We start from the raw sequence: 24,343 nt of genomic DNA, 5'->3' as shown, positions 1-24,343 counted from the left end.
TGCAGGGTCTGGGTGGCGCGCTCGTCGCGCCCGGTGCGTTGTCGTTGCTCGCCGTCACCCTTTCCGGAAGGGCGGGAACGCAATCGGGCCCTCGGCGTCTTCGGCGCCGTCGGCGGGGCGGCCGGGACGTTCGGCGTGGTCGCCGGTGGCCTGATCGCCGGTGGTCCGGGCTGGCGCTGGGCGTTCTTCGTCAACGTTCCGATCGGGCTGGTGCTGCTCGGCGTCGTCGCCGCGGGCCTCGTCGCCGACCGCGCCCGCGACCGCGCGGGGCGGCTCGACCTCGCCGGGGCGGGCGCGGTGACCAGCGGGCTGCTGCTGTTCGTCTACGCGCTGCACCATGCGGCGACGCACGGCTGGACCGCGGTGTCCACGCTCGCATGGGGTGTCGCGGCGGGCGTGGCGCTGGCGGCGTTCGTGATGATCGAGGCGCGGGCCGCGGCGCCGCTGGTGCCCGCGGCGGTGGTGCGCAACCGCACGCTGGTCGGCGCGAACCTCACGGCGCTGTTCGGGTTCGGCGCGTTCTTCTCGTTCATCTTTCTCGGATCACTGTTGATGCAGCAGGAATTCGGCTACTCGCCCGTGCGGACGGGGCTGGCGTGGTTGGCGACCACTACGACCGTGTTCGTGACCTCGACGGCCGCGGGACGCCTCGCCACAGCGGTGCGGGTCCGATGGTTGCTGATCATCGGCTCGGCGCTCATCGCGGTGGGAATGCTGTGGCTGACCCAGGTGGCGGCCGGTGCCGGATATCTCGCCGGGCTGCTCACCCCGTTCCTGCTCGCCGGGCTCGGCTTCGGGCTGTGCGTCCCGTCGTTGCAGATCGGCGCGCTGGCCGGGGTCGACGAGGCGGAAGTCGGATTGGCCGCCGGTCTGATCGAGACGATGCGGGAGATCGGTGGCGCGGCCGGTGTCGCCGCGGTCTCGACCGTGCTGGTGACCGGTACCGGGCTCCGCGGATTCCACGCCGCGTTCGCGATCACCGCGGTCCTGGCCGTCGCGGGAATGGTCGCGGTCGTCACCACATTCGGGTGCGGTACGCCGCCCCGCTGCCGTGTTTAAGTGCATTGCAAGGTAGCCGCTAGGGGCCGTGCGCAGAATCATCGGGCAAACCACTGCTGGACAACACTCGCGATACGGGGCCACACGATATGCAGATGATTCCCGGCTGGCACGAGAGCGACAACAGCGACTCCGGCGCGGCGACGCCGCTCGACGAGTACAGCCTCGGACTGATCTCCGCGCTGGAGTTGCGACCCGACGCTCGCCTTCTCGATATCAGTACCGCCTCGGCGGGGCTGGCGGCAGCGCTCGCGCGGACCTACCCCGCGGCCCGGGTGAGTACGGCGGACCATCGGACGCTTGCGGCCGGATGCCGGATTGCCGCGGTGGGCCCGAATTCGCCGTCGCGGCAACGTGGTCGGCGATTCGATCTGATTCACTCCCGGCTGACGCTCGGTAAGGCCGCGGCTCGCAACACCATTGTGGCGACCGCGGCCACCATGCTGCGCCCGGGCGGCGTCCTGATGCTCACCGAGCCCTATCAACTCGACGACGCCGCCGCGCCGGACGCCGTCCTGGGCCGAGTGCTGGCGGCCTATCACGATCACGCCGTGCACACCGGCGCGGCACTGACCTGGATCCGCACCGTGCCGGCGCTCCTGACCAGACTGGCACTCACCGACATCCAGGTACACGCGCTGCCGATCCGCCTCGGCGGCGGCACCCAGGATCAATGGTGGAACGGCATCGAATCCACCCACGACCACCTCGACGTATCACCCGCCGACCTCCGCGCCGCGCACCACATGTCCACCGCACCCGGCTGGCTGGACATCCCCCAAATCCTGCTGACCGTCATCGCCCGAACCCCTCGACACAGCGGCCCCTGCTCCGCCCACCCGGCATTCCCACGGTGATTCGCCGCCCGGGCTATCGTGGTCTCGCGTGACCCATACCGCGATCGAGATCACCGCCGACCTGATCCGGGACCTGTTGCGCGACCAGCATCCCGACTTGTCCGACCGCTCGCCGGCCCTCGGCGCGCGAGGCTGGGACAACCAGCTGTGGCGGCTCGGTGAGGACCTCGCCGTGCGGTTGCCCTGGGCCACCGAGTCGGCGGATATGTTGTTACGCAAGGAATTCGAGTGGGTGCCCGCCCTCGCACCGCGCCTGCCGCTGCCGGTCCCCGTTCCGCAGCGCCTCGGTGAGCCCTCCGAGCGATTCCCGCGGCCCTGGATCGTCACCACCTGGGTGCCGGGCGCGCCCGCTGACCACTCGCCCGCCACCACCGCGGAATCCGCCGACACCTTGGCCGCGTTCCTCACCGCACTGCACCGGCCCGCCCCCGCCGCGGCGCCGACCGGCCGCGGCCGCGGGGGACCACTCACCGACTACGCCGAGCCGTTCGAGCGGCAACTGACCGAGGCGACCCGGGCGGGGCTGATCCCCGACCCCGACGCGGTGCGCGCGGTCTGGGCCGATGCCGTCGGCGCGCCCGCGTGGGCGGGCCCGCGGATCTGGCTCCACGGCGATCTCCATCCCGCCAATGTCCTTACCGCACAAGGCACTCTCTGTGGAGTGATCGATTTCGGTGACCTTTGTGCGGGCGACCCGGCCTGGGACCTCGCCGCGGCGTGGATGCTGCTACCGGAACACACCGTCGACCGCTTCCACGCCGCCTACCAACCGGCCGCCGACGCCGCCACCCTGCGTCGCGCGCGCGGCTGCGCCGTCCTGCGAGCCCTCGCGGGCATCCTCATCGGAGACGCCGGGACCCACGGCCGCCCCGGCGGCAAACCCACCTGGGGCCCGCCGGCCCACGCCGCACTCGACCGTCTTGTGGCATCGGCCGGGGCAACGCATTACCGCCGCTGACGACGTTGCCGGGTGATGTGGTGGGCGGATGGCTCGTGGCGGAAGGGATGTGCGCCTGCGTCGAATGATCGGCGCAGGGGCGGTCGGCTGTCAGCCGAGCGGGGTGGTGTCGGCCGGGTGGGATTGCAGGAGGCGGGGGCGGTGTCTGCCGTCCTTGGGCCAGGTGTGGGAGCCGGGTTTGCGGGCCTCCTTCACCAGGTGGGAGACGCTGGCCGCGCAGGAGAACTCCTTGAGTTTCCTGCCCGCGAAGCCTGCGAAGTAGAGGCGCATCGCGGTGTCGTCCTTGTGGGCGAGCTGGAAGATGCCCGCGCGGCGGCCGAAGCTGACGCACATGGCGGGGAACGACAGGTCGATCGGCTCGGCCTGGTTACCCGCGATCCGGTCGAGCACGGTGTCGGCGGCGTGGGCGCCCAGGCATCCCGCGGCGTAGGCGCTCATCCGGAACGGCACGCCGGAGGGCGCCGACGAATCACCCGCCGCGACGATCCGCTCGTCGTCGATACTGGTCAAGGTCTCGTCGGTGAGCAGCCGCCCGGCGGAGTCGGTGCGCAGACCGCTGCGCTCGGCCAGGTCGGGCACGCCGAATCCGGCGGTCCAGACGGTGACCAGGCTCTCCCGGGCGCGTCCGTCGGCGAGCACCACGGCGTCCCGCGTCACCGCGGTGACCGCGGACTCGGGACCTTCCAGCACGCTGACACCGAGCGCCGCAAGGTATTTGCGAGCGGTGCGCCGGGCCTTCGGGTGCAGGTACGGGCCGAGGACGCCGCCGCAGGCCAAGGTGACGTCGCGGCCCCGCTCCGCCAGCTCGGCCGCGGTCTCGATTCCGGTCGGCCCGCCGCCGACGACCGTCACCGCGGCCGTCATCGGGGTGTCGAACAGCACCGACCGCAACCGCTGCGCCGCCTCGAAAGTGGCCACCGGGTAGGCGAATTCGTCCGCACCCGGCACTCGCGGCCCTCCGCTGCCGCTGCCCGCGGCGTAGACCAGATAGTCGTAGCCGATCGTGCCGCCCTCCGCCAGCGTCACGCTGCGCTCGCCAGCGTCGATCCGCGTCACGCTGTCCACGACCAGCCGCACGCCGTCGGCCAGCACGGTCGTGTAGTCGACGACCGCGTCGTGCGTGCCACCCACCAACTGGTGCAGGCGCAGCCGCGGAACGAAGACCGAGCGCGGATTGACGACGGTGACTCGCACGTCGGCGCGCTGGGTCAGCCGATTCGCGGCCATCACCCCGGCATAGCCGCCGCCGATGACGATGACATCGATGTGCCCGCTCATGGTGTCTCCTTCGTTCAGGGGTCGAGCACCAGACACCGCGGCCGCCGGGCCTATGACAGGCTGTGACGGGCATCACCCGGATTCGCGCGGGCGGCACACCATTCGATATCCAGACTCTTCATAATGAAGAATGAAATTTCCGGCACTGCGAGAGGACTGGCATGAGCGCTTCGGTCCAGGACGAGCCAGCGGCGAATCTCGATGACCCGCACTACTTCCGCGATATAGAAGCCATCAAGCGGCTGAAGGCACGCTATTGCCGCCATCTGGACACCAAGGACTGGGCGGCATGGCGGAGCCTGTTCACCGATGATTTCGTCGGCGACACGTCCGAGGCGGGCGGCCGCGTGATCACTGGCGCCGACGCCTTCGTGGCGTTCGTGATCGCCACCCTGGGCAAGCCGTCACGTATTACCGTGCATCAGGTGCACGCGCCGGAGATAGAACTGATATCGCCCACCGCCGCTCGCGGCAGCTGGGCACTGCAGGACATCGTGGCGCTGGCTCCCGGCCTGCGCCTGGTCGGCTACGGGCACTACCACGAAACCTACGAGAAGGTCGAGGGCCGCTGGTACCTCGAGACCTCCACACTGACGCGGTTGCGCGAAGACCTCTGCACCCCGTTCGTCTCCGTCCGGATACCGCCCCGGCTGCGCGATGCGGCGGGGGCGGCCGTGGCACGGAGGTCGGCGAAATGACCGGCACCGTCCTCGTCACCGGCGCCTTCGGTCAGGTCGGCAAGCGCTGCGCGGAGATCCTGCTGTCGCGCGGCCGCACCGTTGTCGCCACCGACCTGCGCACCGAGGCCACCTCGGCGGTCGCCGACGGCATGGCCGCCCACGGACATCCCGGCACGCTGCACACCGCCTACGCCGATCTGCTCGACGACGCGGCCGTCGGGGCGCTCGTCGCCGAACACCGGCCCGGTGCGATCGTCCACCTCGCGGCGATGTATTCGCCGCGGTCCTACCGGAATCCGGCCCTGGCGAGGCGGATCAGTGTCGACGGCACCACCGCACTGGTCCGGGCCGCCCGCGCGCTGCCGGAGCCGCCGCTGCTGGTGTACGCCTCCAGCGCCGCGGTGTACGGCTCACGCAATCCCTACCGCTATCCCGAGCTGATCACCCCGGACACTGCGGTGCGTCCGATCGACCAGTACGGCGAGGACAAGGTGCTGACCGAGGCGGTCGTCACCGGCAGCGGACTGCCGCACGCGATCCTGCGCCTGGCCGGAGTGCTCTCACCCGACGGCACGGCCGGCCTCAACGGTGACTACCTGCTGCTCATGCGCGCCACCCCCGGTGACAACCGGCTCCACGGCGTCGACGCGCGCGATGTCGCGACCGCGTTCGCCAACGCCGTCGACCGCCGCGCCGCCATCGACGGCAAGATCCTGCTCATCGGCGGCAACGACACCTACCGGCGCACCCACCGCGACGTCGAGGACGACATGCTCGCGGCCATCGGCATCGGCCGCCTCGGTGCCTCCGCGAGCCTGCCCGGCGATCCCGCCGACGACCGCGGCTGGAGCTTCACCGGCTGGTTCGACACCACCGGATCCCAAGCGCTGCTGGACTATCAGCACCACGACTGGCAGCAGACCGTCGACTGGATCGCCGAGAGCCGCCCCCGCGCGACCCGGATGGCGCTGCGAGCCGTCGGACCGGCCCTGCGCCCGATCCTGCGGACACTCCTTGCGCTGCAACGCCGTTCGGAACGCCGCGGGCCCTACGCCGATCCCTGGAAGCTCATCGCCGCCAAATACGGCCCCGGCGCCCTCGCCTCCGGCACCGCCGAGGAGATCGACCCGGCTCGGTAGCATGCGACGCATGGCCATCAAACTCGAGAATGTCGGCATCGCCGTGCGCGACATCGATGCGGCGATCGCGTTCTTCACCGACCTCGGCCTCACGCTCGTCGGCCGTGACACGGTCAGCGGCGAGTGGACCGACACCGCCGTCGGCCTCGACGGCAACCACGCCGATATCGCGATGCTCCAGACGCCGGACGGTCACGGCCGGCTCGAGCTCTTCGAGTACATCCATCCCGAAGCGATCGAGTCGGAGCCCGCTCGTCCCAACGATATCGGCATGCACCGCGTCGCGTTCTCGGTCGATGACCTCGACCAGGCCCTCGAGACAGCCGCGAAGCACGGTTGTCATCCGTTGCGCGGCGTGGCGACCTACGAGGACATCTACCGGCTCACCTACGTCCGCGGCCCCAGCGATATCCTCGTGATGCTCGCCGAGGAGCTGAAGAAGAACTGACGGCGCTCACGGCACCGTAGGGCCGGGCGAACCCATACGCTGCCCGGTTCACCCGCGGTAGGCCGTGGTCTCCGCGAGGTCGGCGGCCGAACGCATGAGCTGCGGCACGATGGTGCCGAAGGCTTGCGCTTTGGGGTTGTTCCCCGCGCGCTGGAAGCCTTGCTCGAGCACGATGGCGAGTTTCCAGCTCGCCAGCACCAGGTAGTAGTCGAGATCGTCGACCTGGCGGCCGGACACCTCGGCGTAGTGCGCGACGAGCCGGTCGCGAGAGGGCATGTCCCGCAGGTCGACATAGCTGGACTTCGCGGCTTCGTCTGAGTGGGTGTCGGCGGGCCAATCACGCAGTGCCCAGGCGAGATCCAGTTTGGGATCGCCGATCGTGCCCATCTCCCAGTCGACGATCGCGGCGAGCCGCGCGGGCCCGCCGTGGCGATACATGACATTGGCCCACTGGTAGTCCCCGTGCATCACCCCGGGCACGAAATCCAGTGGGCGATGGGTATTCAGCCAGGCGGTGGCGACGTCCATGCCCTCGAGGTCGCGGCCCTTGATCCGATCGAACACGCCCGTCCAGCGCCGCACCTGCCGATCGTGGAAGCCGTCGGGCCGGCCCAGGTCACTCAGCCCGCGCGCTCGCCAGTCCACCCGCGACAGCAGCGCGATGCCCTCGACCAGCTGATACGCGAGCCCGGCCCGGGCCGCGGCGTCACCGCCGAACGGTTCGGGCCACGCCCGCTGATGCTGCATCGGCGACCATCCGTCGACGTAACCCATCAGGAAGAAGGCCCGGCCCAGCACCTCCGGATCGGTGCAGACGGCGACCGCGTTCGCGTGCGGCACATCGGTGCCGTCGAGCGCCTCGGTGATGCGCCATTCGCGCAGAATCCCGTTGTCGCGCTCCGCCGGGGCGGCGGCGGGCGGAATGCGCAGCACGCTGCGATGGTCGCCGCGGCGCAGGTCGTAGATCTCGTTCTGTGCCCCGCCGGACAGCTGTGTGACGGTGAGGGGCGCCCCGGCGCCCGGGATACCGGTCCGGTCCAGCCAGTCGGTGAGCCGCGTGAGGTCGAGGGTGGTGGTTTCGGCGGTCTGCTCGGTCATCGGTTTCCTACTTCGTGTTCCAGGAATTCCGCGTATCTGGCCAGGGCCGCTTCTCGTTTCGCCGGAATCCATTCGGAGGGCCACAGTCCGGCAGCGGGGGAGTAGTCGCGCAGCACCTGCCTGGCGACGGTGGTCTTGTGTACCTCGCTGGGTCCGTCGGCCAGACCCATGACGGCCGCGCCGTGGATCATGCGCATGAGCGGGACTTCGTCGGTGACGCCGAGCGCGCCGTGCACTTGCATTGCGCGCCAGGCGATGTCGTGCAGCACCGCGGGCATCGCGACCTTGACCGCGGCGATGTCCTTGCGCACCTTCCGGTAGTCGTTGTGCTTGTCGATCTCCCACGCCACGTACAGCACGAACAGGCGGAACTGCTGCAATTGGACGTAGGAATCGGCGATGAACCCCTGCACGAACTGTTTGTCCGACAGCCTGCTGCCCGCGGTACGCCGGCTGAGGGCCCGCTCGCACATCATGTCCAGCGCCTTGCGCGCGAGGCCGATGGTGCGCATGGCGTGGTGGATGCGCCCGCCGCCGAGCCGGGTCTGCGCGATGACGAAGGCCTGCCCCGCCCCGCCCAGCAACGCCGAATCCGGCACCCGCACATTCCGATAGTGGATGAGCGCGTGCTGACCGGCGGCCTCGGGTTCGCCGTAGAGCCGCACGTCGCGGACGATCTCGATGCCGGGGGTGTCGGCGGGCACCAGGAACATCGACATCCCTTGGTACGCACCGGCGTCCGGGTCGGTGCCGGCCATGACGATGAGGAACTCCGCGGTGCGCGCGTTGGAGGAGAAGTACTTCCAGCCGTTGATGAGCCAGTCCGACCCGTCGCGGACGGCGGTGGTGGTGAATTCGCGCGGGTCCGCGCCCGCCTGCGGTTCGGTCATCGAATAGCAGGAGAACAACTCGCCCTCCAGCAGCGGCCGCAGGTATCGCTCCTTCTGCTCCGGCGTGCCGTAGTGGGCGATGATCTCGGCATTGCCGGTGTCGGGCGCCTGGCAGCCGAACACGATCGGCGCCCAGGACGACCGGCCCAGAATCTCGTTCAGCAGAGCCAGTTTCACCTGCCCGTGCCCCTGGCCGCCCAGCTCGGGACCCAGGTGCGTCGCCCATAGTCCCTGTTCGCGCACCCGCTGTTTCAGCGGCGCGATGGCCTGCCGGCGGCCCCCGTCCAAGGGCGCGAACTGCTCGTGCGGCCAGGCCAGATCCAGCGGCTCCACCTCCTCGCGCACGAATCCGTCGGCCCAGTCCAGCTTTGCCTGGTACTCGGGCTCGGTCTCGAAGTCCCACGCCATGCGCCTCGCCTCTCCGATGAAGAACGCTATTTCTGAGAGTCAGAATAACGTTCTTGAGAATGAAAGAGCAATTATCAGATTCGATGAACGCGAGTCTCGCAGGATAGTAACTTAGTTACCGGAGGTGGTCGCATCGCCTCCCGGAGAGGAGCGGGCGGGATGGGTGAACCGCACGACTCGGTCACGGACTCCGCCCTGGGGCAGGGCGAGCAACGCATCCGGGCGACGGTCGTGGAACTGCTCGAGTCCGAGGGTTACGACGCGATACAGGTGCGCGAGGTCGCCCGGCGGGCGCGAGTCTCGCTGGCCAAGATCTACAAGCTGTACGGCACCCGTGACGAGCTGATCCTCGCGGCACTGGATTGGTGGATCGCCGAGAACTGCTACGCCCGGGTACCCGAATACGTTGCCCGCCCGCACGAATCACTGCACACCGGGATGATGCGCGTGCTGCGCCCGGTCTTCGAGCCCTGGGAGGACCATCCCGGCCTGCTCGCCGCCTACTTCCGCGCCCGCGCCTCGGCCGGCGGGCAGACCTTGATGAGCCGGGGCATGGACGCCCTGTTCCCCGCCGCCATGGCGGTGCTCGCCGACGTCGACATGGATTTCATCCACGACCTCTACGCGATCGTCAACAGCCTGGTGTACGGGCTGATGGGCCGGTACTCGGCCGGGGAGATCGCGGTCACCGACATCGTGCCCGCCATCGACCGCGCCCTGTACTGGATGACCACCGGTTATGCCGCTACACGCTGACCACTTCGTCCGATTCGAATCAGCACACCCGGGAGGCACCATGCCCGACACGCAACCCACCGTTTCCGCAGCGCCCCAGGGGATCTCGCCGGATTCCGGCGTCCCGCTCTACTGGGATCCCTTCGACCCGGCCATCGCCCGCGACCCGTATCCGATCTACCGGCGGCTGCGGGCGGAGGCGCCGCTGTACTACAACGACAAGCACGACTTCTACGTCCTCAGCCGCTGTAACGACGTCGACCGCGCCCTGCTCGACTGGGAGACCTTCTCCTCTTCGCGCGGCCCGATCCTGGAAATCATCAAGGCGGGCATCGAGATTCCGCCCGGCACCCTGCTGATGGAGGACCCGCCCGCGCACGACATCCACCGCGGACTGCTCAAGAGCGTGTTCACCCCGCGGCGGGTGCTGTCGCTGGAACCGCAGATTCGCCAGATGTGCGTCCGCTCGCTCGACCGGCTCACCGGGCGCGACCGATTCGACCTCATGACGGCGTTCGCCAACGAGGTGCCGATGCGCGTGATCGGCATGCTCCTCGGCATCCCCGAAGCCGATCAGGAGTCGGTCCGCGACCGCGCGGACGCGAACCTGCGCACCGCGCCGGGGCAGCAGATGGAGATCTCGGATCAGGCGATCCCGAATGCCGATCAATTCGCCGAGTACATCGACTGGCGCGCCGACCACCCCTCCGACGACCTGATGACGGAACTGCTGCGCGCGGAATTCGTGGACACCGCGGGGGTGACGCGGACATTGACCAGGCAGGAGATCCTGACCTACATCTCCGTGGTAGCGGGTGCGGGCAACGAGACCACGGCCCGGCTGATCGGCTGGCTGGGTTCGCTGTTGGCCCGATTCCCCGACCAGCGCGCCGAATTGGCCGCCGACCCGCGGCTCATCCCGAACGCCATCGAGGAGACGCTGCGGTTCGAACCCACCGGGCACGCGATCGCCCGGTACGTCACCGCCGATGTCGAACTGTACGGCCGCACCGTGCCGGCGGGCAGCGCGATGATCCTGCTGATCGCCTCGTCCAACCGCGACGAGGATCGCTGGCCGGACCCGGACCGGTTCGACATCCACCGCAAGATCAGCAACCTGCGGACGTTCGGGTTCGGCACCCACTTCTGCCTGGGTGCGGCGCTGGCCCGGCTCGAGGCCAAGGTCGCGCTGGAGGAACTGCTCGCCCGCTTCCCGCGCTGGGAGGTCGAATGGGACCGAATCGCCTTGTCGTCGACCTCCACCGTGCGCGGCTGGGAGACGCTGCCGATCATCATCGGGTGACCCGCGCGCGGCGAATGTGGTTGGGGTGGACGCGACTTCCCGCGTGCGGGTGACCGGGTTCACGGTGGTTGGTGTGGACGGGCTGCGCCGGGCCAGCAATCATGTGGCGTGTTGTCGGTTCGAGCAGGAGTGAACACCGGTGAACATGCCTCATCTGACGGTGGAGACCTCGACGACCCACAGTGTCGAGCCGGGGGAACGGACCGAGTACTGGGCCGAACTCATCACCTCTCACCACCGGCGCCTGTCGTACGAATTCCCTGGCGGCAGCGACTTCCAAGGGCGGACGAAACTGGCTCGCACCAGTAAGTACCAGCTCGTGGGCTGGCAGTCCGACGATGTCACCTATATCAGAACGCCCAAGAACATCCGCCTCGACAGCGACGACGACTTCCGGCTGCTGCTCACCTTCGACGGCCGCGCCGACTTCTGGGACGACAACGGGGGTGCGCAGCTGCCGAACGGCGCCGGGTGCCTGGTGTCGCTCGACCGGCCGTGCGGGTACGCGCTCGCGCACGGCAGCGGCGTCCTGATGACCATTCCCCGGCACGAGTTCACGCATCGCCTCGATGTCGCCGACGCGCTGCTCGGGCGGCCGATGGACCTGACCACGGGGCTGGGGCGGGTGGTGACGGGCATGCTCACGGGGCTGCTCGACGAGTCCGCCACGCTCGACGGGTACCAGTTCGACGCCGCCTCGTCCCACATCGTCGATCTGCTGTGCATGCACGCCCGCGCTCAGCAACTGACCAGCGCGGGCCATCCCGACAAACTGGACGAGGCGATCCGCGACTACGTCCGCTCACACGTCACCGATCCCCGGCTGTCCGCTTCGTCCATCGCGCGGGCGCTCGGCTGGTCGGTCCGGCAGATTCAACTCGTCCTGCAGCGTTCCGGAACCACGCCGCGGGAACTGATTCGGGAGGAACGCCTGCGACTGGCGAACCGGCGGCTGAGCGACCCGTCGTACCGGCACCAGAGCATCGCGTCGATCGCGTCCGGTCTGGGTTTCGGCTCGGCCAGCGCCTTCAGTACCGCGTTCCGGGAGCGTTTCGGCGTCAGCCCGCGCGACGTCCGGTACACCATCCAACCCTGAGAGGTCCACCAGCACCGGATCGGCGGATCGTGCGCATAGCGGCAAGATCGTTTCGCGCACGCGAAACCGGCGCCGATCGCCGGCGACTAGCGTCCGAATCGCCGATGAGGGCGGCATACCCGCGGTGATCGCGAGGAGGATGAGGTGCGTGAACCGGACAGACGAAAGCTGCCGGAGTTTCCCGCTGCGGTGTGGATCGTTTCGATCACCACATTCCTGAGTCGAGCGGTGGGCTTCCTCGCTCTGTTCTCCACGGTGTTCTACCAATCGATCGGGCTGAACGCCGCGGCGTTGTCGCTGGCGTTGTTCGCGGCCGGTTTCGCCGGTGTGCTCGGGTCGCTGGCGGGTGGCTGGTTCGCGGGCCGGTTCGGGTCGACCGATGTGTTGATCGCCGGTTCGATACTCAATGTTCCACTGTTGTTCCTGCTCGGAATCCTGTCGGCGCAACCTGTTTCGGCCATCGTGGTGGCGTCGCTGAGTGTCGCGGTGACCCAATCGTTCGCCGGGCCGGCGGCGGCTCTGGTGACGGGTTCGAGCTACCGCGGCGATACGGTGACGGTGGTCGCCTTCCACCGGATCTTTCTCAGCAGCGGTGTCACGGTCGCTCCGATCGTGGTCGCGATGGTGGGCGAGGACAACTTCCCGATGCTGTTTACGCTGTCGGCATTCGGTTCGCTGCTCACCGCGGTGCTGCTGCTGAGTGAGCGCACGCGGCTGCGTGCGGCGGAAACCGTTGTGGCGCCGACGGATTCGACCGGGTTCGAGCAACCCCGCACCGGTCGCCGCGGTTCGCGAGCCGCTCGGTTGTGGGCGGTGATCGTCGTATTCGGCACGGCGATGGCCGTCTACGCCCAGAGCATGAGCGGGATACCGCTGTCGGTGGACCGGATCGCCGGTGGCGGGCATCTGTACGGCGTGCTGATCGCGGTGAATTCGGTGTTCATCATCGCTTTCGAGTTGCCGCTCAGCTTCGTGACGGCCAGGTTGAGGTGGAACTACGCGCTGGGCATCGGCATATTCGTGACCGGGGCCGGGCTCGCGGTGTGTGGTTTCGGAACCAGCTGGACCGTGTGCATCTGCGGATTCGTGCTGTTCTCCCTCGGCGAGGCCATCTTCATTCCGCAGGCGAGCGCGGCGATAGCGCGGCTGTCGTCTCGATCGGACAACCCCAGATATCAAGGGTATCTGTCGGCGGCCCAGTCGATCGGTTTCGCGGTCGGTCCGGGCATAGGCGCCTTCGGGGTACTGCACGACCTGTCGCTGTACTGGGCTCTGGTCGTGCAGATTTCGGTGGTCGCGGGGGCGGTGGCGGTAGTGGCGGGGGTTAACGAGAACAGGAGTCCGGTCCGTGTCGGATAACTCGGTTTTGATCGTGGACCCGGTGAGTTCGGGCAAGCTGTATCCAGCCGTGCTGGCGGAATACGGCATCGAGACGATACTGCTGGATACCGCGCAGGCGCTGGTGTCGGGCTTCCGTACCGCGCCCACGCCGGGCGCACTGGATTTCGAGGCGGATTTCGGGTCGTCGTACGAGCGGCTGCTCCGGATGTGCCGGGACCGTTCGGTGCGGTACGTCATCGCCGGTTCCGAGCCCGGCGTCGAATTATGTGAACGGCTGCGCGGCGACCTGCCCGATTGCCCGGGCAGCGATACCACGCTGCCGATGCGGCGCTGGGACAAGCAGTACATGTTCGAGGCGCTGGCGGCGGCCGGTGTCCCCAGCCTGAATACGCGCTCGGTCGAGACGCCGGATGCCATCGCGGCCACGGCGTTCGCGGAGCTGCGTGGCGGCCGGAAGCTGGTGGTCAAGCCGGCCCGCGGGGCGGCCTCGGTGGACGTCCGATCGGTCGAGACCCCGGCGGAGCTGACCGCCGCCGTCGCCGCGATCACCGACGGCGCGGGGCTGTTCGGGTCCGGTTCGGCCGCCCTGATCCAGCAGATGTATCCCGCTCCCCGAATCGAATATGCCGTCGACACCTTCTCCACCGAGCACGGCCACGAACTGCTGTGCGTGAGCGTGTACGACAAATGGGTGTCGGCGTCGGGTGATTTCGTCTACGAGCGCGGGCGGTGGCTCGAGCACGACGATCCGGTGGTGGGTGAACTGGCGGAGTACGCGTCGCGGGTGCTCGACGCCCTGGGCGTGCGCGTGGGCCCCGCGCACATGGAGATCATGTCCGGCTCGCTGGGACCCCGGCTGATCGATTTCGGCGCTCGGGCGCACGGGATCGGCCATCCGCAGCAGACCTATCAGCTCACCGGTAACTCGCAGATCCATCGCGAATGCGCTTATATCGCAGAGCGTTTCGGGCTCGGACGGCCGGCGGCGGAGCCCCGTTCCGGCTATGTCCTGGCGCAGCGCGGCGCACTCGTGCTCTTCAGCATCGATCGGGCGTCCCGGTATCTGGGCGGAGCCGACGCCGAGCTGACGGGCCTGCCGGGTGTGCGGGAGGTCCGGATGGCGGCCGAGCCCGGCAGAACGTACCCGGCCACCCGGTCCATGATGGATTCGGTGGCGCTGGGGCTGGCCTTCGTCGTCGCGGACGACGCCGACGAGCTGGACATCAGGTGCGCCGATGTCCGCAAGCGAGTCGGCGACTTCTTCACGCCCGCTTGATCTTTCACGCGTGGGTTCGAACCGGCTCCGGATGTGGTTCGGGCCGTGCGGCCGAGCGGGGAAGCAGCAGCGGGGTGGCGAGGATCAGCAAGCCCGCGGCGGCGATCGCGGTGCGGGGCGTGGTGACGGTGGCCAGCAGGCCCCAGAGGGCGGTCAGGGTGGCGATGCCGGTTTTGGTCGCGATCGACCAGGCGGACAGGGCGCGGGCGACCCGATCGTTCGGGACCTGGCCGAGGCGGTAGGTGGCCAGGACCGGGTTGTAGACGGCGCAGCAGGTGATCAGGCCCAGTTCGACCGCGACGACGAGGACCAGCCCGGGCAGACCGGGACCGACGAACAACAGCCCGATCAGCCAGCACACGCGAAAAGCCCCGGCCGCGAACAGGATTCGGTACTGCCCGTAGCGGGCGACGAGCCGGCGGGCGAGCCGGGAACCGACCAGGCCGCCGAGGCAGGGCGCCGCGAACGCGAGCCCGTACTGCCAGGGCGCGGACCCGAGGTGCCCTAGCATGAGGACCGCCATCAGCGGCTGGGTCGCCATGATCAGGCCGTTGACCAGGACCGCGTTGCACAGCAGCGGCCGCAGGGTCGGGTGGGTCAGCAGGTAGCGCCAGCCTTCGAGGAGGTCGGCGGCGCGCAGCCGGTGTCCCTCGACGCGCGCCGGGCGCGGCTCGTCCTTGCTGATCGCGCGAATCCCTGCGGCGGAGAGCAGGAAACTGATGGCGTTGGCGACCACGGTCACCACCGGTCCGAACAGCCCGACGGCGACGCCGCCCAGTGGCGGTCCGAGCATGGTCGCGGTCCAGTTCGTGGACTCGAACCGCCCGTTGGCCACCAGCAGATCCTCCCGGCGCACCAGCGTTTTCAGGCAGGCGCCGCTCGCCGCGGTGAAGGTGATGTCGGCCGCGGCCACCACGACCGACACGATCAGCAACTGGACGAAGGTGAGCCGCCCGAGGAAGTACGCGGCGGGCACGCTCATCAGCACCGCGAACCGGATGAGGTCCATCGTGATCATCACCGGCCGCTTGCGCCGGAACTCCACCCAGGGGCCGAGCGGCAGGGCGACCACCACCCCCACCGCCAGGCCCGCGGCCGCCAGCCCCGACACCTCGCTCGGACCCGCGTGCAACACCTGGATCGCGATCAACGCGAACGCGTCGAAGGCCAGCCACGTCCCGGCAGCGCTCGCCACGTACGCGGCCCAGAGCCACCCGAATTGCCGCCCCAGCGACTGCCTGTCCCGCATCACCCGCGCCGGCTCCATTCGCTCCGAACCACCTTGCGTCGAGCCGACATCGAAGCCGACCGCCCGTGGCCGGGTCAAACAACCGTCCGCCCGGCTCGCCACAACCGGGGGTTGTACGGCCAGGTGGCGGCGGGCGAGACCCCAGCAGCACGCCGACCCTCGCCCGGAACGGAGGTCCCAGGGCCCGGCCGCGCTGGTAGGCCGGAAGTGCTCGGGCAGAATGCCTTTCGAGCGGCGTTCAGCCGTTCGGCTGTCGTATCACCGGCCCCGGCACGCGTTGCGGCGGCGGGAAATGGTGGAGACCGAGGAGTGGGATCGGGCGCCGCAGGTCGATCATGATTCCGACGGGGAAGGCGCGTTCGCGTTCCAGGACCGGACCGAATTCCGGGACCAGGATCGCGATCGTGACGGTGCAGTCGCCCGGACCGAGCGCGGCCAGCCGACCGTCGCGGACGGTGGCGGTGAGGGGCCGCAACACCAGCGTGGCGCCGAGTTCGAGGACGAACTCGCCCACCGTGTTTCCGTCGACGGTGATGTCGAGGCGTGGGCGGCAGGTCCGCACGATCTCGTGCTCGAACAGCTCGACCTGTTCGGTTCCGCCCGCCCTGGTCCGCAGCGCCGCGTCACGTAGCTGCTCGTATCGCCGCCAGCCCGCGACCGCGACGCCGCCGATGTCGACTCCGAGCAAACCGTCCACGGCCCTGGCGATCTCGTGCAGCGCCGCGGCGCGCAGCATCGCGGTCGCCACGGGCGCGCGGCGCAACGCCACATCGTCGACACCGCTGTCGCGGAGCCGCTCGCCCAGCTCGCGCTCGACGACCTCGCGCGCGGCGTACCCGAAGAGCACCGTGCGGGCCGTGATCGTTGGGGGATCGGTCATCGCGAAACCTCTTTCACGCAGACGGTCGGCTCACCCGCGCTGAGCCGGACTCGAACAGCTGGGCCGGTGAGTTCGCGAACCCGGAGATACGGGTTCGCGTCGGCGGCCACCCGCACGCGCACGCGGGGCGGGTGCGGTTCGCGCGGGGTACGGGCCACGCGCCTGCGCCACCAGGCGACGAGCATCGCCCCGACCACGACGGCGATCAGCAGCACGACGACGAGCGGACCGCCGATATCGTTGTCCGCCTCGGGAATATCGACCGGCTGCGCGGCGATCGACGGTTGCTCGCCGGTCGTCCCCACGCCGGTGGGCGGTGTGGTGATCGCGGTCGTCGGTTCGGTGGTCACGGGTTTGCGCGTGGTCACCGGCGGCCGGGTGGTCGTCGTCGGCGTCGTGATCTCGACCCGCGGCGCGAAGATCGTGATCGGCGCGGCGGCCGAATACCCGCCACAGGAGACCTGGACGGCGTAGGAGCCCGGCTCGACCGAGGCGCCGACGGGGAGGGAGACCGCGAACGATCCCTGGTCGACCATCGCGGTCTGTACCGCCCCCGACCAGCTCGGCGAGACCTGGGCCGTGATACACCGCCAGTTCTCGCCCGACACGGTGACCTGGGTGCCGCGTTCGGCTCTGGACGGGATCGAGAGGGTGGGATCGGGGCGCGCACAGATCTGCCCGACCGCACTGGGGTTCGTGGCGCACGACTCCACCGGACTGCTGGGCGGGATCGGCGTGGGCGTCGACCAGGCCGCCGCCGCTGTCGCACCGAGAATTCCCGCCGCAGCCAGCGTGCCGAGGAACGCTCGCATCGCGCTGCTCATGACCACCTCCGGCGCGCCGATCGCCGAGAATTGATCCGCGCGCGGTATCCAGACTCGGCCGCACGCGAGCCGCGGGCACGAGTACCCCGCTACCTGTTTTCGCGGGTGCGGCGGCGTCAGCCGGTGATCATGCGGTGCAGCGCGGCGAGATACAGCCGGGTCGCCACTGCTTCCGGCGCCTCGGTCAGCGGGTCGGTATAGGTAGCCGCTCCCGGCAGGCGCGCGCTGTAGGCGCGCGCCGCCGCGAACAGCACCGCGGTCAGCCCGGTCGAACGCTGGATGGGGGATTTCACCGCCCACGCGAGATGCTGTGCGCCGGAGGGCAATTGCTTCTCACAGGCGATGCGGAGGGCGAGTTTGTCGAAGCGCACGCCGTCGTTGTCGCCGAACAGGGCGGGTGGGGCGAGGGTTTCGGAGACGCGCCACCATCGGACGGTCTGGAACACGTGGACCAGCCGGTCGGCGTACTCGTCGAGCAGAGCGGGGTAGAAGTGCGGCACCAGCCGGTCGCGACGGAAGTTGGCGGCGGATTCGGCGCGCACGATTGTGTCGAGTTCGGCTCGGGCGGAAAGGGATTCGACAGGCTGGGTGAGCGCGCGGCCACCGGCGAAGATGGCGTCCGCGCCGCTGCCCGACAGGATCGGGCCGATATCGCCGCCGAATCCGCGGCGGGCGGCGAGCAGCGGGATTCCGGCGGTGACCTCCCAGAGCTCGGAGGTGCCCAGCCGTGCCATGGTCTGCTGCGCCAGGCGGACGACCTCGTCGTGCGAGAGCCGGATGACCTCGTGCGTGAGTCCCAGCGCGGTGGCCGCCGCGACCGCGTTCGTCTCGTCGGAGGCTTCGGCGGTCACGATGGTGACCGCGTGCGGCGCGTGGCCGAGCGCCGCGGCGACGGCCGCGACATAGATCGAATCCACTCCGCCGCTGAGCAGGATCACCGGTTTTCCGGGGAATGCCTCGCAGACCGCACGCACCCGCGACCGCGTCTCCGCCGCGATCACCTCCGCCGCCGCGTGCGGGTCCGCCAGCGTGCGGGCCTGCGGACGCGGCGTCGCGATGTCCCCGAGCAGATCGGCCACGAACTCGATCGGTGTGCTGGTCTGCGGCGGCGACTCGGGCCGCGGATATCCGAACTCGCGGCACGGCGAGCCGTGGGCGGCCGGGGACCTGGGCGGGCTGTGTCGCAAGGTGTTTCACCAGTCGTCGGGGATGTCGTGGCGCCCGGCGCAGCGAGCCCGTGTCCAGCATGCCGGATTCGCGCGCGACCGGCAGCGTGGTCATCGCCACACGCGGTGTGCCCGGCGATCAGAGCGTCGCCAGCAGGGCGATGGCGATGCCGAGAAACAGGATCACCACCGCGACGACGACGGCGATCATGGCGATGCCGGTCGGCGGGAACGCACGCCGCGTGCGCGGTTCGGGAGCGGACAGCCCGGACGTCTGCGGAGTGTCGGGCGGGGTCGCGCCGGGGCGCACACCACCGCCTTGCTCCAGGTCCGGGACACGGTCGGGATCGGGATCCATGGACATGGCGGCACATCCCTTCGATTCGACGACAGCTGTCTCTGCGTCCTACCCCGCCGGGCATCGGCAACACCCCGGCGCGGCGGTTTGGACCCGCGTGCGCCGGGTAGCTCGCCGATAGGTTGCTGCTCGTACTCCAGCGGAAAGGTGTGGCCGATTATGGAATTCCTGCTGATATTGCTGGTGATTCCCGTGCTCGTCGCCATCGTGCTGATCCGGCGGAAGAAGGCGTCCGGCAGCGCCGAGGACCCGCCGCAGATCATGGGCAACGAGGGCAGCCGCAAGGCCGACATCTGACATCGGGTCAGCCGATGTAACGCCGTGCGCGGGAACGTGATTGGGGTTCCTCGAGCAGCAACAGCCCGGCCTCGACGTGCTCGGGCACGACCTTGCGATGGCGCAGCACCCAGGGCAGCGAGGCGGCCGCCTCCAGCACCGCGCCGAGTGTGGCCGCGTCCTTCGGCGCACCCGCCAGCACCGCGCGAGTGCGGCGCACGGCGCTGCGGACCGGGCGGCGCAGCCACAGGGTCCACAGCGTATTGCGAATGCCGAGCTGCCGCCGTCGCGTCGCGTCGCGGCTGACGGACGGCTCGTGGTGGATGATCATGTCCTCCTCCCACATCATCCACCAGCCCGCCGCGGCCAGATCCAGCGCGAGCAACTCCTCCTCGCCACCGAGCCACATCCGTTCGCAGAACCCGCCGACCTCGCGGAACGCCGAGACCCGGAAGATCGACAGGCCGGCCATCACGCCCAGCAGCGCGGGGCCGGGCATCCAGACCGGCGCGGCGACGGGGGAGTCGCGCAGTTCGGGCGTGAGCGGGTCCTCCTCGAGGCCGGGCGCCACGAGACATCGCCCGGTGACCGAGCCCAGCTCCGGGTAGGTGTCGAGGAGGTCGGCGCCGCGGGTCATCGCACCGCGCTGCCAGCGGGTGTCGTCGTCGCAGAACGCCACGTAGGGCGTGGTCACCTGCTCGACCGCGCGATTGCGGGCGATCGCGCCGAGGTTGTCCGCGAACGCGAGCAGCCGCACCTGCGGGAACTCCCGGCGCACCATGGCCGCCGTGCCGTCACCGGAACCGTTGTCCGCGACGATGATCGGGCCGCAGTCCACGAGCCGGGTCATGTGCCGCAGGGTCCGCCGCAATTCGTCGCGGCGGTTGTGCGTGATGATCACCGTGCTCACCCTCGGTCCCGTCATGACGATTCCTTTCCGTCGCGCAACAGCGCGATCTGCGACTCCACGTGGCCGGGCAGCCGCCGTCGTTCCCGCAGCGCCCGGGGCAGCCGGGCGGCCACGCCGAGCGCCACCTGCGCGCTGCTCGGGTGGCGCACCGCCGACCAGCCGACGGCGGCCAGCTCGCGCACGCATTCGCGCGCGGGCCGCCGCATCAGGGTCGTGAGGACGGCATTGCGTTTCTCGAGATCGCGGCGGGCGCGCGAGGGCATTCGCCAGGCCGAGGGCATGTGCCGGCTCACGACATCCGGCGAATAGCACAGCAGCCAGCCCGCCGCGGCGAGGTCGTAGGCCAGCAGGGTTTCCTCACCGGCGAAGTGCAGGACGGGGGAGAAGCCGCCCGCGGCGAGGAACGGTTCGCGCCGCACGATGGCCGCGCCCGCGAGGAAGCCGAGCACCGAGGGTCCGGGCGCTCCCGGGTCCGTGCCCAGCGGGCTCTCGTGCATCAGCCGATTGACCGGATCCTCGCGCTGTTCCGGCCCGACCAAGGTGCGTCCCGCCAGCAGGCCGAGCTCCGGGTGCCGGTCGAACAGGCGCTCCGCGGTGGGCAGCGCGCCGGGCGCCCACCAGGCGTCGTCGTCACAGAACGCGACGAATGGGGTGTCCGCGCGCACGGCCCCGTGATTGCGCGCCACCGCGCCCTCGTTGCCGGGCAGTTCCAGTACCTCCAGCGCGCGGAATCGGCGGCGGAAACCGGTCGCGGCGCGCACCGTGTGGTCGTCGGACGCGTTGTCGACGACGACCACCGGCGGCTGCGGGTCCGCCTCGGCGAGCCGATCCAGGGTGGTGGCGAGTTCGTCGGCCCGGTTGCGGGTCGCGATCACCACCGTCGTCCTGGACCCGGCGGCCGCGGCGGCCGTGTCCCCGGACAGGGTCAGAACACCGCCTTGGTGACCGCGTCGGGGCCGCTGTACGACTGCCGCGGCAACTTCTCCAGCGTGCCGACGACGTTCTGGTCCGCGCCGTTGTTGCGCGCCGCCGCGACGAGGCCGTCCCGGTCGCAGGGGTAGTTCACGCCGTGCAGGGCCTTCTGCAACGCGATGGGGTTGAGCTCACTCATGGCAACTCCTTCGTGTCGATTCGTATTCGCCTGCCGCCCACGCCGTACCCGGTTGCCCGGCGCACAAACGGCGCCTGCTCAGCGGCCGTTGCCGATCACGGTGAAACCGTCACGCTCCAGTCGCTCGGCATCGAGCAGGTTGCGGGTGTCCACGACCAGGCGGCGGTCCGAGAGGGCGCCGAGGCGGGGCCAGTCGAGCTTGGCGAATTCCGGCCATTCGGTCGCGACCAGCACCGCGTCCGCGTGCTCTGCCGCGTCGTAGGCGTCGTCGACGACCCGGACGACGCCGGGCAGCGGCAGTTTCCGCGCGTCGTCGGGTGTCACGGTGGGGTCGTAGGCGCAGACGTCCGCGCCGTGGTCGACCAGCGCGGCGGCGAGCCGCAGCGCGGGCGAGTCACGCAGGTCGCTCGTGCCCGCCTTGAACGTCAGGCCGAGCAGGGCCACCCGCACGCCCGCCAGCGAACCGCCGGACCGGCCGACCGCGTGCGCGAGCGTCGCGACGGCGCGATCGATCTGGGCGTGGTTCGCCTCGACGGCCGCCGCCAGGACGCCCAGCGAGACCTGCTTGTCGCGCGCCACGTGCAGCAGCGCCTGGGTGTCCTTGGGCAGACAGGAACCGCCCCAGCCGGGCCCGGGACGCAGGAACGCCGCGCCGATCCGCGGGTCCGAGCCCAGGCATTCGCCGACGAGTTCGATATCGGCGCTGACCTTTTCGCACAACTCCGCCAACTCGTTGACGAACGACAGCTTCGTCGCGAGGAACGCGTTGCTGGCGTACTTGGCCAGCTCGGCGCTCTCGAAGTCGACGATCTGCACCGCGGACTCCAGTCCCCGGTACAGCCGCGCGACCCGGGCGCCCACGGCGGGGTCGGCGGCGCCGACGACGATCCGGTCGGCGTGCAGGAAGTCGTACACCGCGTGGCTCTCGCGCAGGAACTCCGGATTGCTCGCGACCCGCAGGCCGTAGCGCTCGGCAGCCTCGGCGGCGGCGCGGGTAGTACCCACGGGCACAGTGGATTTGAGCACGATGATCGAGCCCGGGCGGAGCAGCTCGAACAGCCCCGCGAGCACCTCGTGCACGGCGCTCAGATCGGCGGCGCCCGACGGGGTGGCCGGAGTCGGCACGCACACGAAGACGATTCCGGCGTCCGTGAGCCGATCGAGCCGCCGGTCGAACGACATCCGCCCGGCCCGGATGCCCTGGCGCAGCAGTGGTTCCAGGTCGGGCTCGTGTAAGTCGGTGCGGCCCTGGCGCAGTCGTGCGACGCACCGCTCGTCGACGTCGACGGCCGTCACGGTGCAGCCGAGGTGCGCCAGGCCCGCGGCGGTGGTGGTGCCCACGTATCCGGTGCCGACGACACCGATCCGTTCATCCGACATGGCCGGCCTCCATTGCGGTCGAGGCGAGTTGGGTGTCGACGGCCGCGACCACCTCGGGCACGGTGAGGCGCAGCAGTCCGGGGTCGGGGTCGTCGCCGAGTGGGTCTCCGGTGGTCCCCGGCCACAGCACGCGGTGCCGGGCCGAGCCCGCGGGCGGGCCCCACCACTGTGGCGGGGTCGGGCCGAACAGCAGCACCGACGGCGTGCGCACGGCGGTCGCGAGATGGCCGATGCCGGTGTCGCCGCAGACCACCAGTGCCGCCGCGGCGACCAGGGACGCCGTGTCGGCCAGATCGAGTTTCCCGGCGAGCACGTGGCTTCGCGGCACGCCCGCCGCGGCGGCGACGGCCACCGCAGTCTCCCGCTCGGCCGCCGAGCCGGTGAGCACCACCGGCAGGCCCGCGCGCCGCAGATGCAGGGCGACGGCGGCGAACCGCTGCGGCGGCCACCGCCGGGCGGGTGATCCCGCGCCGGGGTGCACGACCACGACGCCACGCCAGTTCCGCGACGGGAGCGGATCCAGGTACAGATCACCGGGGTCGGTGTCGATGCCGGCGTACCCGAGCAGCCGGCACCAGCGGTCGACCTCGTGCATGTCCTGGACCCAATCCGGCCCGGGCACTGCGGGATACGCGCGGTGCCGGTGGGTCAGCAGCCGCTCCGGGTCGGTGCGCAGCAGGCTCGCGATGCTCTGCGGGCCCCGGCCGTGCAGGTTCACCGCGAGGTCCGCCCCCGCGGGCAGGTCCTCGCCGAGCCCGGCGGTGGGGCGGACGGCGTCGACGGCACCGGTCAGCTCCGCGAGCGTGGTCAGCTCGACCGGCGCGGCCAGTACGATCCGCTCGCCGGGCCGCGCCCGGCGCAGCGCCCGCAGCGCGGGGACGGCGGTCAGCAGATCGCCGATGCCGAGCGCCCGCAGCACCAGGATCACGGCCACGAACTCTCCGTCGAGGCCGCCACCACCAGCTCCCGCACCTCGCAGCCCGCAGGCTGCCGCAGCGCGAAAAGCACTGTGTCGGCGACATTTTCGGGCCGGTTCAGCACGGCGTCCGGCGGCGGCTTGTACTGCTCGTCGCGGTCGTCGAAGAACGCCGTGTGCATGCCGCCCGGCACCAGCAGCGTCACCCCGACCTCGCCCGCGGTCTCGGCGGCGAGCGCGCGGGTGAAGCCGACGACACCGAATTTGGACGCGCAGTAGGCGGTGGCGTCGCCGACCGCCTTCAGTCCCAGCGTGGACGCGCAGGTGACCAGCCGTCCCCGGGAGGCGCGCAGATACGGCAGGGCCGCGCGGGCCACCGCGGCCGTGCCGAGCAGGTTGACGTGCACGACCCGTTCCCAGTCCTTGGTCGAGACGGTGTCCAGCGCGCCGCAGCTGTCGATGCCGGCCGCGGTGAACACGCCGTCGAGGGTGCCGCCGGCACGGTCGACGAGGGTGCGCACGGCGTGCTCGGCGGCCTCGGAGTCGGCCAGATCGACCTGCTCGTAGGCGACGCCGTCCGCGGGCGGCTGCCGGTCGAGTACCAGTGGCGTGCCGCCCTCGCGGCGGACCGCGGCGACCGTGGCCGCGCCGAGTCCGGAGGCGCCGCCGGTGATCAGGACGTTGCCCAGCGGAGTGGTCGTGCTCAT

26 protein-coding genes are annotated in these 24,343 nt (G+C 70.3%); 12 read left to right on the top strand and 14 right to left on the bottom strand.

The window, feature by feature from the left end:
* The first annotated feature begins 12 nt into the window (after window positions 1-12).
* The 3 genes from NWFMUON74_RS21705 (at window position 13) to NWFMUON74_RS21695 (ending at window position 2,874) form a co-directional block, all read left to right on the top strand.
* Entirely contained in the window at window positions 13-1,059 is a 1,047-nt protein-coding gene (locus tag NWFMUON74_RS21705; protein ID WP_197986890.1) for an MFS transporter, read from the top strand.
* Between the two features lie 95 nt (window positions 1,060-1,154).
* Window positions 1,155-1,916: a hypothetical protein gene (locus NWFMUON74_RS21700; RefSeq protein ID WP_187683670.1), complete on the top strand. Its 762-nt coding sequence runs from the start codon at window positions 1,155-1,157 to the stop codon at window positions 1,914-1,916.
* 28 nt (window positions 1,917-1,944) lie between these two features.
* Window positions 1,945-2,874, top strand: coding sequence for an aminoglycoside phosphotransferase family protein (locus tag NWFMUON74_RS21695; RefSeq protein ID WP_187683669.1), 930 nt, complete (start codon window positions 1,945-1,947; stop codon window positions 2,872-2,874).
* A 90-nt stretch (window positions 2,875-2,964) separates the two neighbouring features.
* Here NWFMUON74_RS21695 and NWFMUON74_RS21690 read toward each other — a convergent pair whose 3' ends face one another.
* Entirely contained in the window at window positions 2,965-4,152 is a 1,188-nt protein-coding gene (locus NWFMUON74_RS21690; RefSeq protein WP_187683668.1) for an NAD(P)/FAD-dependent oxidoreductase, read from the bottom strand.
* 161 nt (window positions 4,153-4,313) lie between these two features.
* Here NWFMUON74_RS21690 and NWFMUON74_RS21685 point away from each other — a divergent pair, with 161 nt between their 5' ends.
* From NWFMUON74_RS21685 to NWFMUON74_RS21675, 3 genes are read left to right on the top strand one after another with little or no spacing between them, the layout of a single operon-like run.
* Window positions 4,314-4,850, top strand: a complete 537-nt coding sequence (locus tag NWFMUON74_RS21685; protein WP_187683667.1) for a nuclear transport factor 2 family protein — start codon at window positions 4,314-4,316, stop codon at window positions 4,848-4,850.
* Window positions 4,847-5,971 carry an NAD-dependent epimerase/dehydratase family protein gene (locus NWFMUON74_RS21680; RefSeq protein WP_187683666.1) on the top strand — a complete coding sequence of 375 codons (1,125 nt, stop codon included), beginning with the start codon at window positions 4,847-4,849 and terminating at the stop codon, window positions 5,969-5,971. Before NWFMUON74_RS21685 ends, NWFMUON74_RS21680 begins: the two co-directional genes overlap by 4 nt.
* Window positions 5,972-5,981: 10 nt before the next feature.
* Window positions 5,982-6,419, top strand: coding sequence for a VOC family protein (locus NWFMUON74_RS21675; protein WP_187683665.1), 438 nt, complete (start codon window positions 5,982-5,984; stop codon window positions 6,417-6,419).
* A 48-nt stretch (window positions 6,420-6,467) separates the two neighbouring features.
* Here NWFMUON74_RS21675 and NWFMUON74_RS21670 read toward each other — a convergent pair whose 3' ends face one another.
* Both NWFMUON74_RS21670 and NWFMUON74_RS21665 read right to left on the bottom strand, forming a co-directional pair.
* Window positions 6,468-7,517, bottom strand: coding sequence for a phosphotransferase family protein (locus tag NWFMUON74_RS21670; protein WP_187683664.1), 1,050 nt, complete (start codon window positions 7,515-7,517; stop codon window positions 6,468-6,470).
* A complete protein-coding gene (locus tag NWFMUON74_RS21665; protein WP_187683663.1) occupies window positions 7,514-8,815 on the bottom strand; it encodes an acyl-CoA dehydrogenase family protein in 1,302 nt (433 codons plus the stop codon). Before NWFMUON74_RS21665 ends, NWFMUON74_RS21670 begins: the two co-directional genes overlap by 4 nt.
* Window positions 8,816-8,974: 159 nt before the next feature.
* On the opposite strand from NWFMUON74_RS21665, the gene NWFMUON74_RS21660 reads away from it, so the two are divergent.
* From NWFMUON74_RS21660 to NWFMUON74_RS21640, 5 genes are all read left to right on the top strand, one after another.
* A complete protein-coding gene (locus tag NWFMUON74_RS21660) occupies window positions 8,975-9,571 on the top strand; it encodes a TetR/AcrR family transcriptional regulator (RefSeq protein WP_187683662.1) in 597 nt (198 codons plus the stop codon).
* Window positions 9,572-9,611: 40 nt separating this feature from the next.
* Window positions 9,612-10,853 carry a cytochrome P450 gene (locus NWFMUON74_RS21655; RefSeq protein WP_187683661.1) on the top strand — a complete coding sequence of 414 codons (1,242 nt, stop codon included), beginning with the start codon at window positions 9,612-9,614 and terminating at the stop codon, window positions 10,851-10,853.
* A 145-nt stretch (window positions 10,854-10,998) separates the two neighbouring features.
* Window positions 10,999-11,949 carry an AraC family transcriptional regulator gene (locus tag NWFMUON74_RS21650; RefSeq protein WP_232111194.1) on the top strand — a complete coding sequence of 317 codons (951 nt, stop codon included), beginning with the start codon at window positions 10,999-11,001 and terminating at the stop codon, window positions 11,947-11,949.
* Between the two features lie 144 nt (window positions 11,950-12,093).
* Window positions 12,094-13,308: an MFS transporter gene (locus tag NWFMUON74_RS21645; protein WP_187683659.1), complete on the top strand. Its 1,215-nt coding sequence runs from the start codon at window positions 12,094-12,096 to the stop codon at window positions 13,306-13,308.
* Complete coding sequence (locus tag NWFMUON74_RS21640; RefSeq protein ID WP_187683658.1) at window positions 13,298-14,566, top strand: ATP-grasp domain-containing protein; 1,269 nt, start codon at window positions 13,298-13,300, stop codon at window positions 14,564-14,566. Before NWFMUON74_RS21645 ends, NWFMUON74_RS21640 begins: the two co-directional genes overlap by 11 nt.
* Before the next feature lie 4 nt (window positions 14,567-14,570).
* On the opposite strand, the gene NWFMUON74_RS21635 is transcribed toward NWFMUON74_RS21640, so the two are convergent.
* From NWFMUON74_RS21635 to NWFMUON74_RS21615, 5 genes are all read right to left on the bottom strand, one after another.
* Entirely contained in the window at window positions 14,571-15,815 is a 1,245-nt protein-coding gene (locus NWFMUON74_RS21635) for an MFS transporter (protein WP_187683657.1), read from the bottom strand.
* A 238-nt stretch (window positions 15,816-16,053) separates the two neighbouring features.
* Window positions 16,054-16,695 carry a hypothetical protein gene (locus tag NWFMUON74_RS21630; protein WP_187683656.1) on the bottom strand — a complete coding sequence of 214 codons (642 nt, stop codon included), beginning with the start codon at window positions 16,693-16,695 and terminating at the stop codon, window positions 16,054-16,056.
* Window positions 16,692-17,519, bottom strand: coding sequence for a hypothetical protein (locus NWFMUON74_RS21625; protein ID WP_187683655.1), 828 nt, complete (start codon window positions 17,517-17,519; stop codon window positions 16,692-16,694). The genes NWFMUON74_RS21630 and NWFMUON74_RS21625 overlap by 4 nt, the downstream gene beginning before the upstream one ends.
* A gap of 116 nt (window positions 17,520-17,635) precedes the next feature.
* Window positions 17,636-18,706, bottom strand: coding sequence for an asparagine synthase-related protein (locus NWFMUON74_RS21620; RefSeq protein ID WP_187683654.1), 1,071 nt, complete (start codon window positions 18,704-18,706; stop codon window positions 17,636-17,638).
* 118 nt (window positions 18,707-18,824) lie between these two features.
* Window positions 18,825-19,049, bottom strand: coding sequence for a DUF6480 family protein (locus NWFMUON74_RS21615; RefSeq protein ID WP_187683653.1), 225 nt, complete (start codon window positions 19,047-19,049; stop codon window positions 18,825-18,827).
* A 153-nt stretch (window positions 19,050-19,202) separates the two neighbouring features.
* Here NWFMUON74_RS21615 and NWFMUON74_RS21610 point away from each other — a divergent pair, with 153 nt between their 5' ends.
* Window positions 19,203-19,340: a hypothetical protein gene (locus NWFMUON74_RS21610; protein WP_187683652.1), complete on the top strand. Its 138-nt coding sequence runs from the start codon at window positions 19,203-19,205 to the stop codon at window positions 19,338-19,340.
* Between the two features lie 7 nt (window positions 19,341-19,347).
* Here the strand turns inward: NWFMUON74_RS21610 and NWFMUON74_RS21605 are convergent, their stop codons facing one another.
* The 6 genes from NWFMUON74_RS21605 to NWFMUON74_RS21580 all read right to left on the bottom strand — a co-directional run bounded on the left by NWFMUON74_RS21605 (window position 19,348) and on the right by NWFMUON74_RS21580 (window position 24,343).
* Window positions 19,348-20,244, bottom strand: a complete 897-nt coding sequence (locus NWFMUON74_RS21605) for a glycosyltransferase family 2 protein (RefSeq protein WP_187683651.1) — start codon at window positions 20,242-20,244, stop codon at window positions 19,348-19,350.
* Window positions 20,241-21,107, bottom strand: a complete 867-nt coding sequence (locus tag NWFMUON74_RS21600) for a glycosyltransferase family 2 protein (protein WP_232110502.1) — start codon at window positions 21,105-21,107, stop codon at window positions 20,241-20,243. The genes NWFMUON74_RS21605 and NWFMUON74_RS21600 overlap by 4 nt, the downstream gene beginning before the upstream one ends.
* Before the next feature lie 47 nt (window positions 21,108-21,154).
* Window positions 21,155-21,340, bottom strand: a complete 186-nt coding sequence (locus NWFMUON74_RS21595; RefSeq protein WP_187683650.1) for a DUF2795 domain-containing protein — start codon at window positions 21,338-21,340, stop codon at window positions 21,155-21,157.
* A gap of 78 nt (window positions 21,341-21,418) precedes the next feature.
* Window positions 21,419-22,720 carry a UDP-glucose dehydrogenase family protein gene (locus NWFMUON74_RS21590; RefSeq protein WP_187683649.1) on the bottom strand — a complete coding sequence of 434 codons (1,302 nt, stop codon included), beginning with the start codon at window positions 22,718-22,720 and terminating at the stop codon, window positions 21,419-21,421.
* Entirely contained in the window at window positions 22,710-23,654 is a 945-nt protein-coding gene (locus tag NWFMUON74_RS21585) for a glycosyltransferase family 9 protein (RefSeq protein WP_187683648.1), read from the bottom strand. The genes NWFMUON74_RS21590 and NWFMUON74_RS21585 overlap by 11 nt, the downstream gene beginning before the upstream one ends.
* On the bottom strand, window positions 23,645-24,343 hold the full coding sequence (locus NWFMUON74_RS21580; protein ID WP_187683647.1) for an SDR family oxidoreductase: 699 nt from the start codon (window positions 24,341-24,343) through the stop codon (window positions 23,645-23,647). The genes NWFMUON74_RS21585 and NWFMUON74_RS21580 overlap by 10 nt, the downstream gene beginning before the upstream one ends.

The organism is Nocardia wallacei (assembly GCF_014466955.1).
GTDB lineage: Bacteria > Actinomycetota > Actinomycetes > Mycobacteriales > Mycobacteriaceae > Nocardia > Nocardia wallacei.
Note: the sequence above shows the minus strand (reverse complement) of the source record. Positions and strands in the feature narration are given on the sequence as shown.

What these genes read in the sequence shown, in the direction of transcription:
- NWFMUON74_RS21700 (WP_187683670.1), top strand. Translation starts at nt 1,155, where the DNA reads ATGATTCCCGGCTGGCACGAGAGCGACAACAGCGACTCCGGCGCGGCG.
- NWFMUON74_RS21690 (WP_187683668.1), bottom strand. Translation starts at nt 4,152, where the DNA reads ATGAGCGGGCACATCGATGTCATCGTCATCGGCGGCGGCTATGCCGGG.
- NWFMUON74_RS21685 (WP_187683667.1), top strand. Translation starts at nt 4,314, where the DNA reads ATGAGCGCTTCGGTCCAGGACGAGCCAGCGGCGAATCTCGATGACCCG.
- NWFMUON74_RS21680 (WP_187683666.1), top strand. Translation starts at nt 4,847, where the DNA reads ATGACCGGCACCGTCCTCGTCACCGGCGCCTTCGGTCAGGTCGGCAAG.
- NWFMUON74_RS21675 (WP_187683665.1), top strand. Translation starts at nt 5,982, where the DNA reads ATGGCCATCAAACTCGAGAATGTCGGCATCGCCGTGCGCGACATCGAT.
- NWFMUON74_RS21670 (WP_187683664.1), bottom strand. Translation starts at nt 7,517, where the DNA reads ATGACCGAGCAGACCGCCGAAACCACCACCCTCGACCTCACGCGGCTC.
- NWFMUON74_RS21665 (WP_187683663.1), bottom strand. Translation starts at nt 8,815, where the DNA reads ATGGCGTGGGACTTCGAGACCGAGCCCGAGTACCAGGCAAAGCTGGAC.
- NWFMUON74_RS21660 (WP_187683662.1), top strand. Translation starts at nt 8,975, where the DNA reads ATGGGTGAACCGCACGACTCGGTCACGGACTCCGCCCTGGGGCAGGGC.
- NWFMUON74_RS21655 (WP_187683661.1), top strand. Translation starts at nt 9,612, where the DNA reads ATGCCCGACACGCAACCCACCGTTTCCGCAGCGCCCCAGGGGATCTCG.
- NWFMUON74_RS21650 (WP_232111194.1), top strand. Translation starts at nt 10,999, where the DNA reads ATGCCTCATCTGACGGTGGAGACCTCGACGACCCACAGTGTCGAGCCG.
- NWFMUON74_RS21635 (WP_187683657.1), bottom strand. Translation starts at nt 15,815, where the DNA reads ATGCGGGACAGGCAGTCGCTGGGGCGGCAATTCGGGTGGCTCTGGGCC.
- NWFMUON74_RS21630 (WP_187683656.1), bottom strand. Translation starts at nt 16,695, where the DNA reads ATGACCGATCCCCCAACGATCACGGCCCGCACGGTGCTCTTCGGGTAC.
- NWFMUON74_RS21625 (WP_187683655.1), bottom strand. Translation starts at nt 17,519, where the DNA reads ATGAGCAGCGCGATGCGAGCGTTCCTCGGCACGCTGGCTGCGGCGGGA.
- NWFMUON74_RS21615 (WP_187683653.1), bottom strand. Translation starts at nt 19,049, where the DNA reads ATGTCCATGGATCCCGATCCCGACCGTGTCCCGGACCTGGAGCAAGGC.
- NWFMUON74_RS21610 (WP_187683652.1), top strand. Translation starts at nt 19,203, where the DNA reads ATGGAATTCCTGCTGATATTGCTGGTGATTCCCGTGCTCGTCGCCATC.
- NWFMUON74_RS21605 (WP_187683651.1), bottom strand. Translation starts at nt 20,244, where the DNA reads ATGACGGGACCGAGGGTGAGCACGGTGATCATCACGCACAACCGCCGC.
- NWFMUON74_RS21595 (WP_187683650.1), bottom strand. Translation starts at nt 21,340, where the DNA reads ATGAGTGAGCTCAACCCCATCGCGTTGCAGAAGGCCCTGCACGGCGTG.
- NWFMUON74_RS21590 (WP_187683649.1), bottom strand. Translation starts at nt 22,720, where the DNA reads ATGTCGGATGAACGGATCGGTGTCGTCGGCACCGGATACGTGGGCACC.
- NWFMUON74_RS21580 (WP_187683647.1), bottom strand. Translation starts at nt 24,343, where the DNA reads ATGAGCACGACCACTCCGCTGGGCAACGTCCTGATCACCGGCGGCGCC.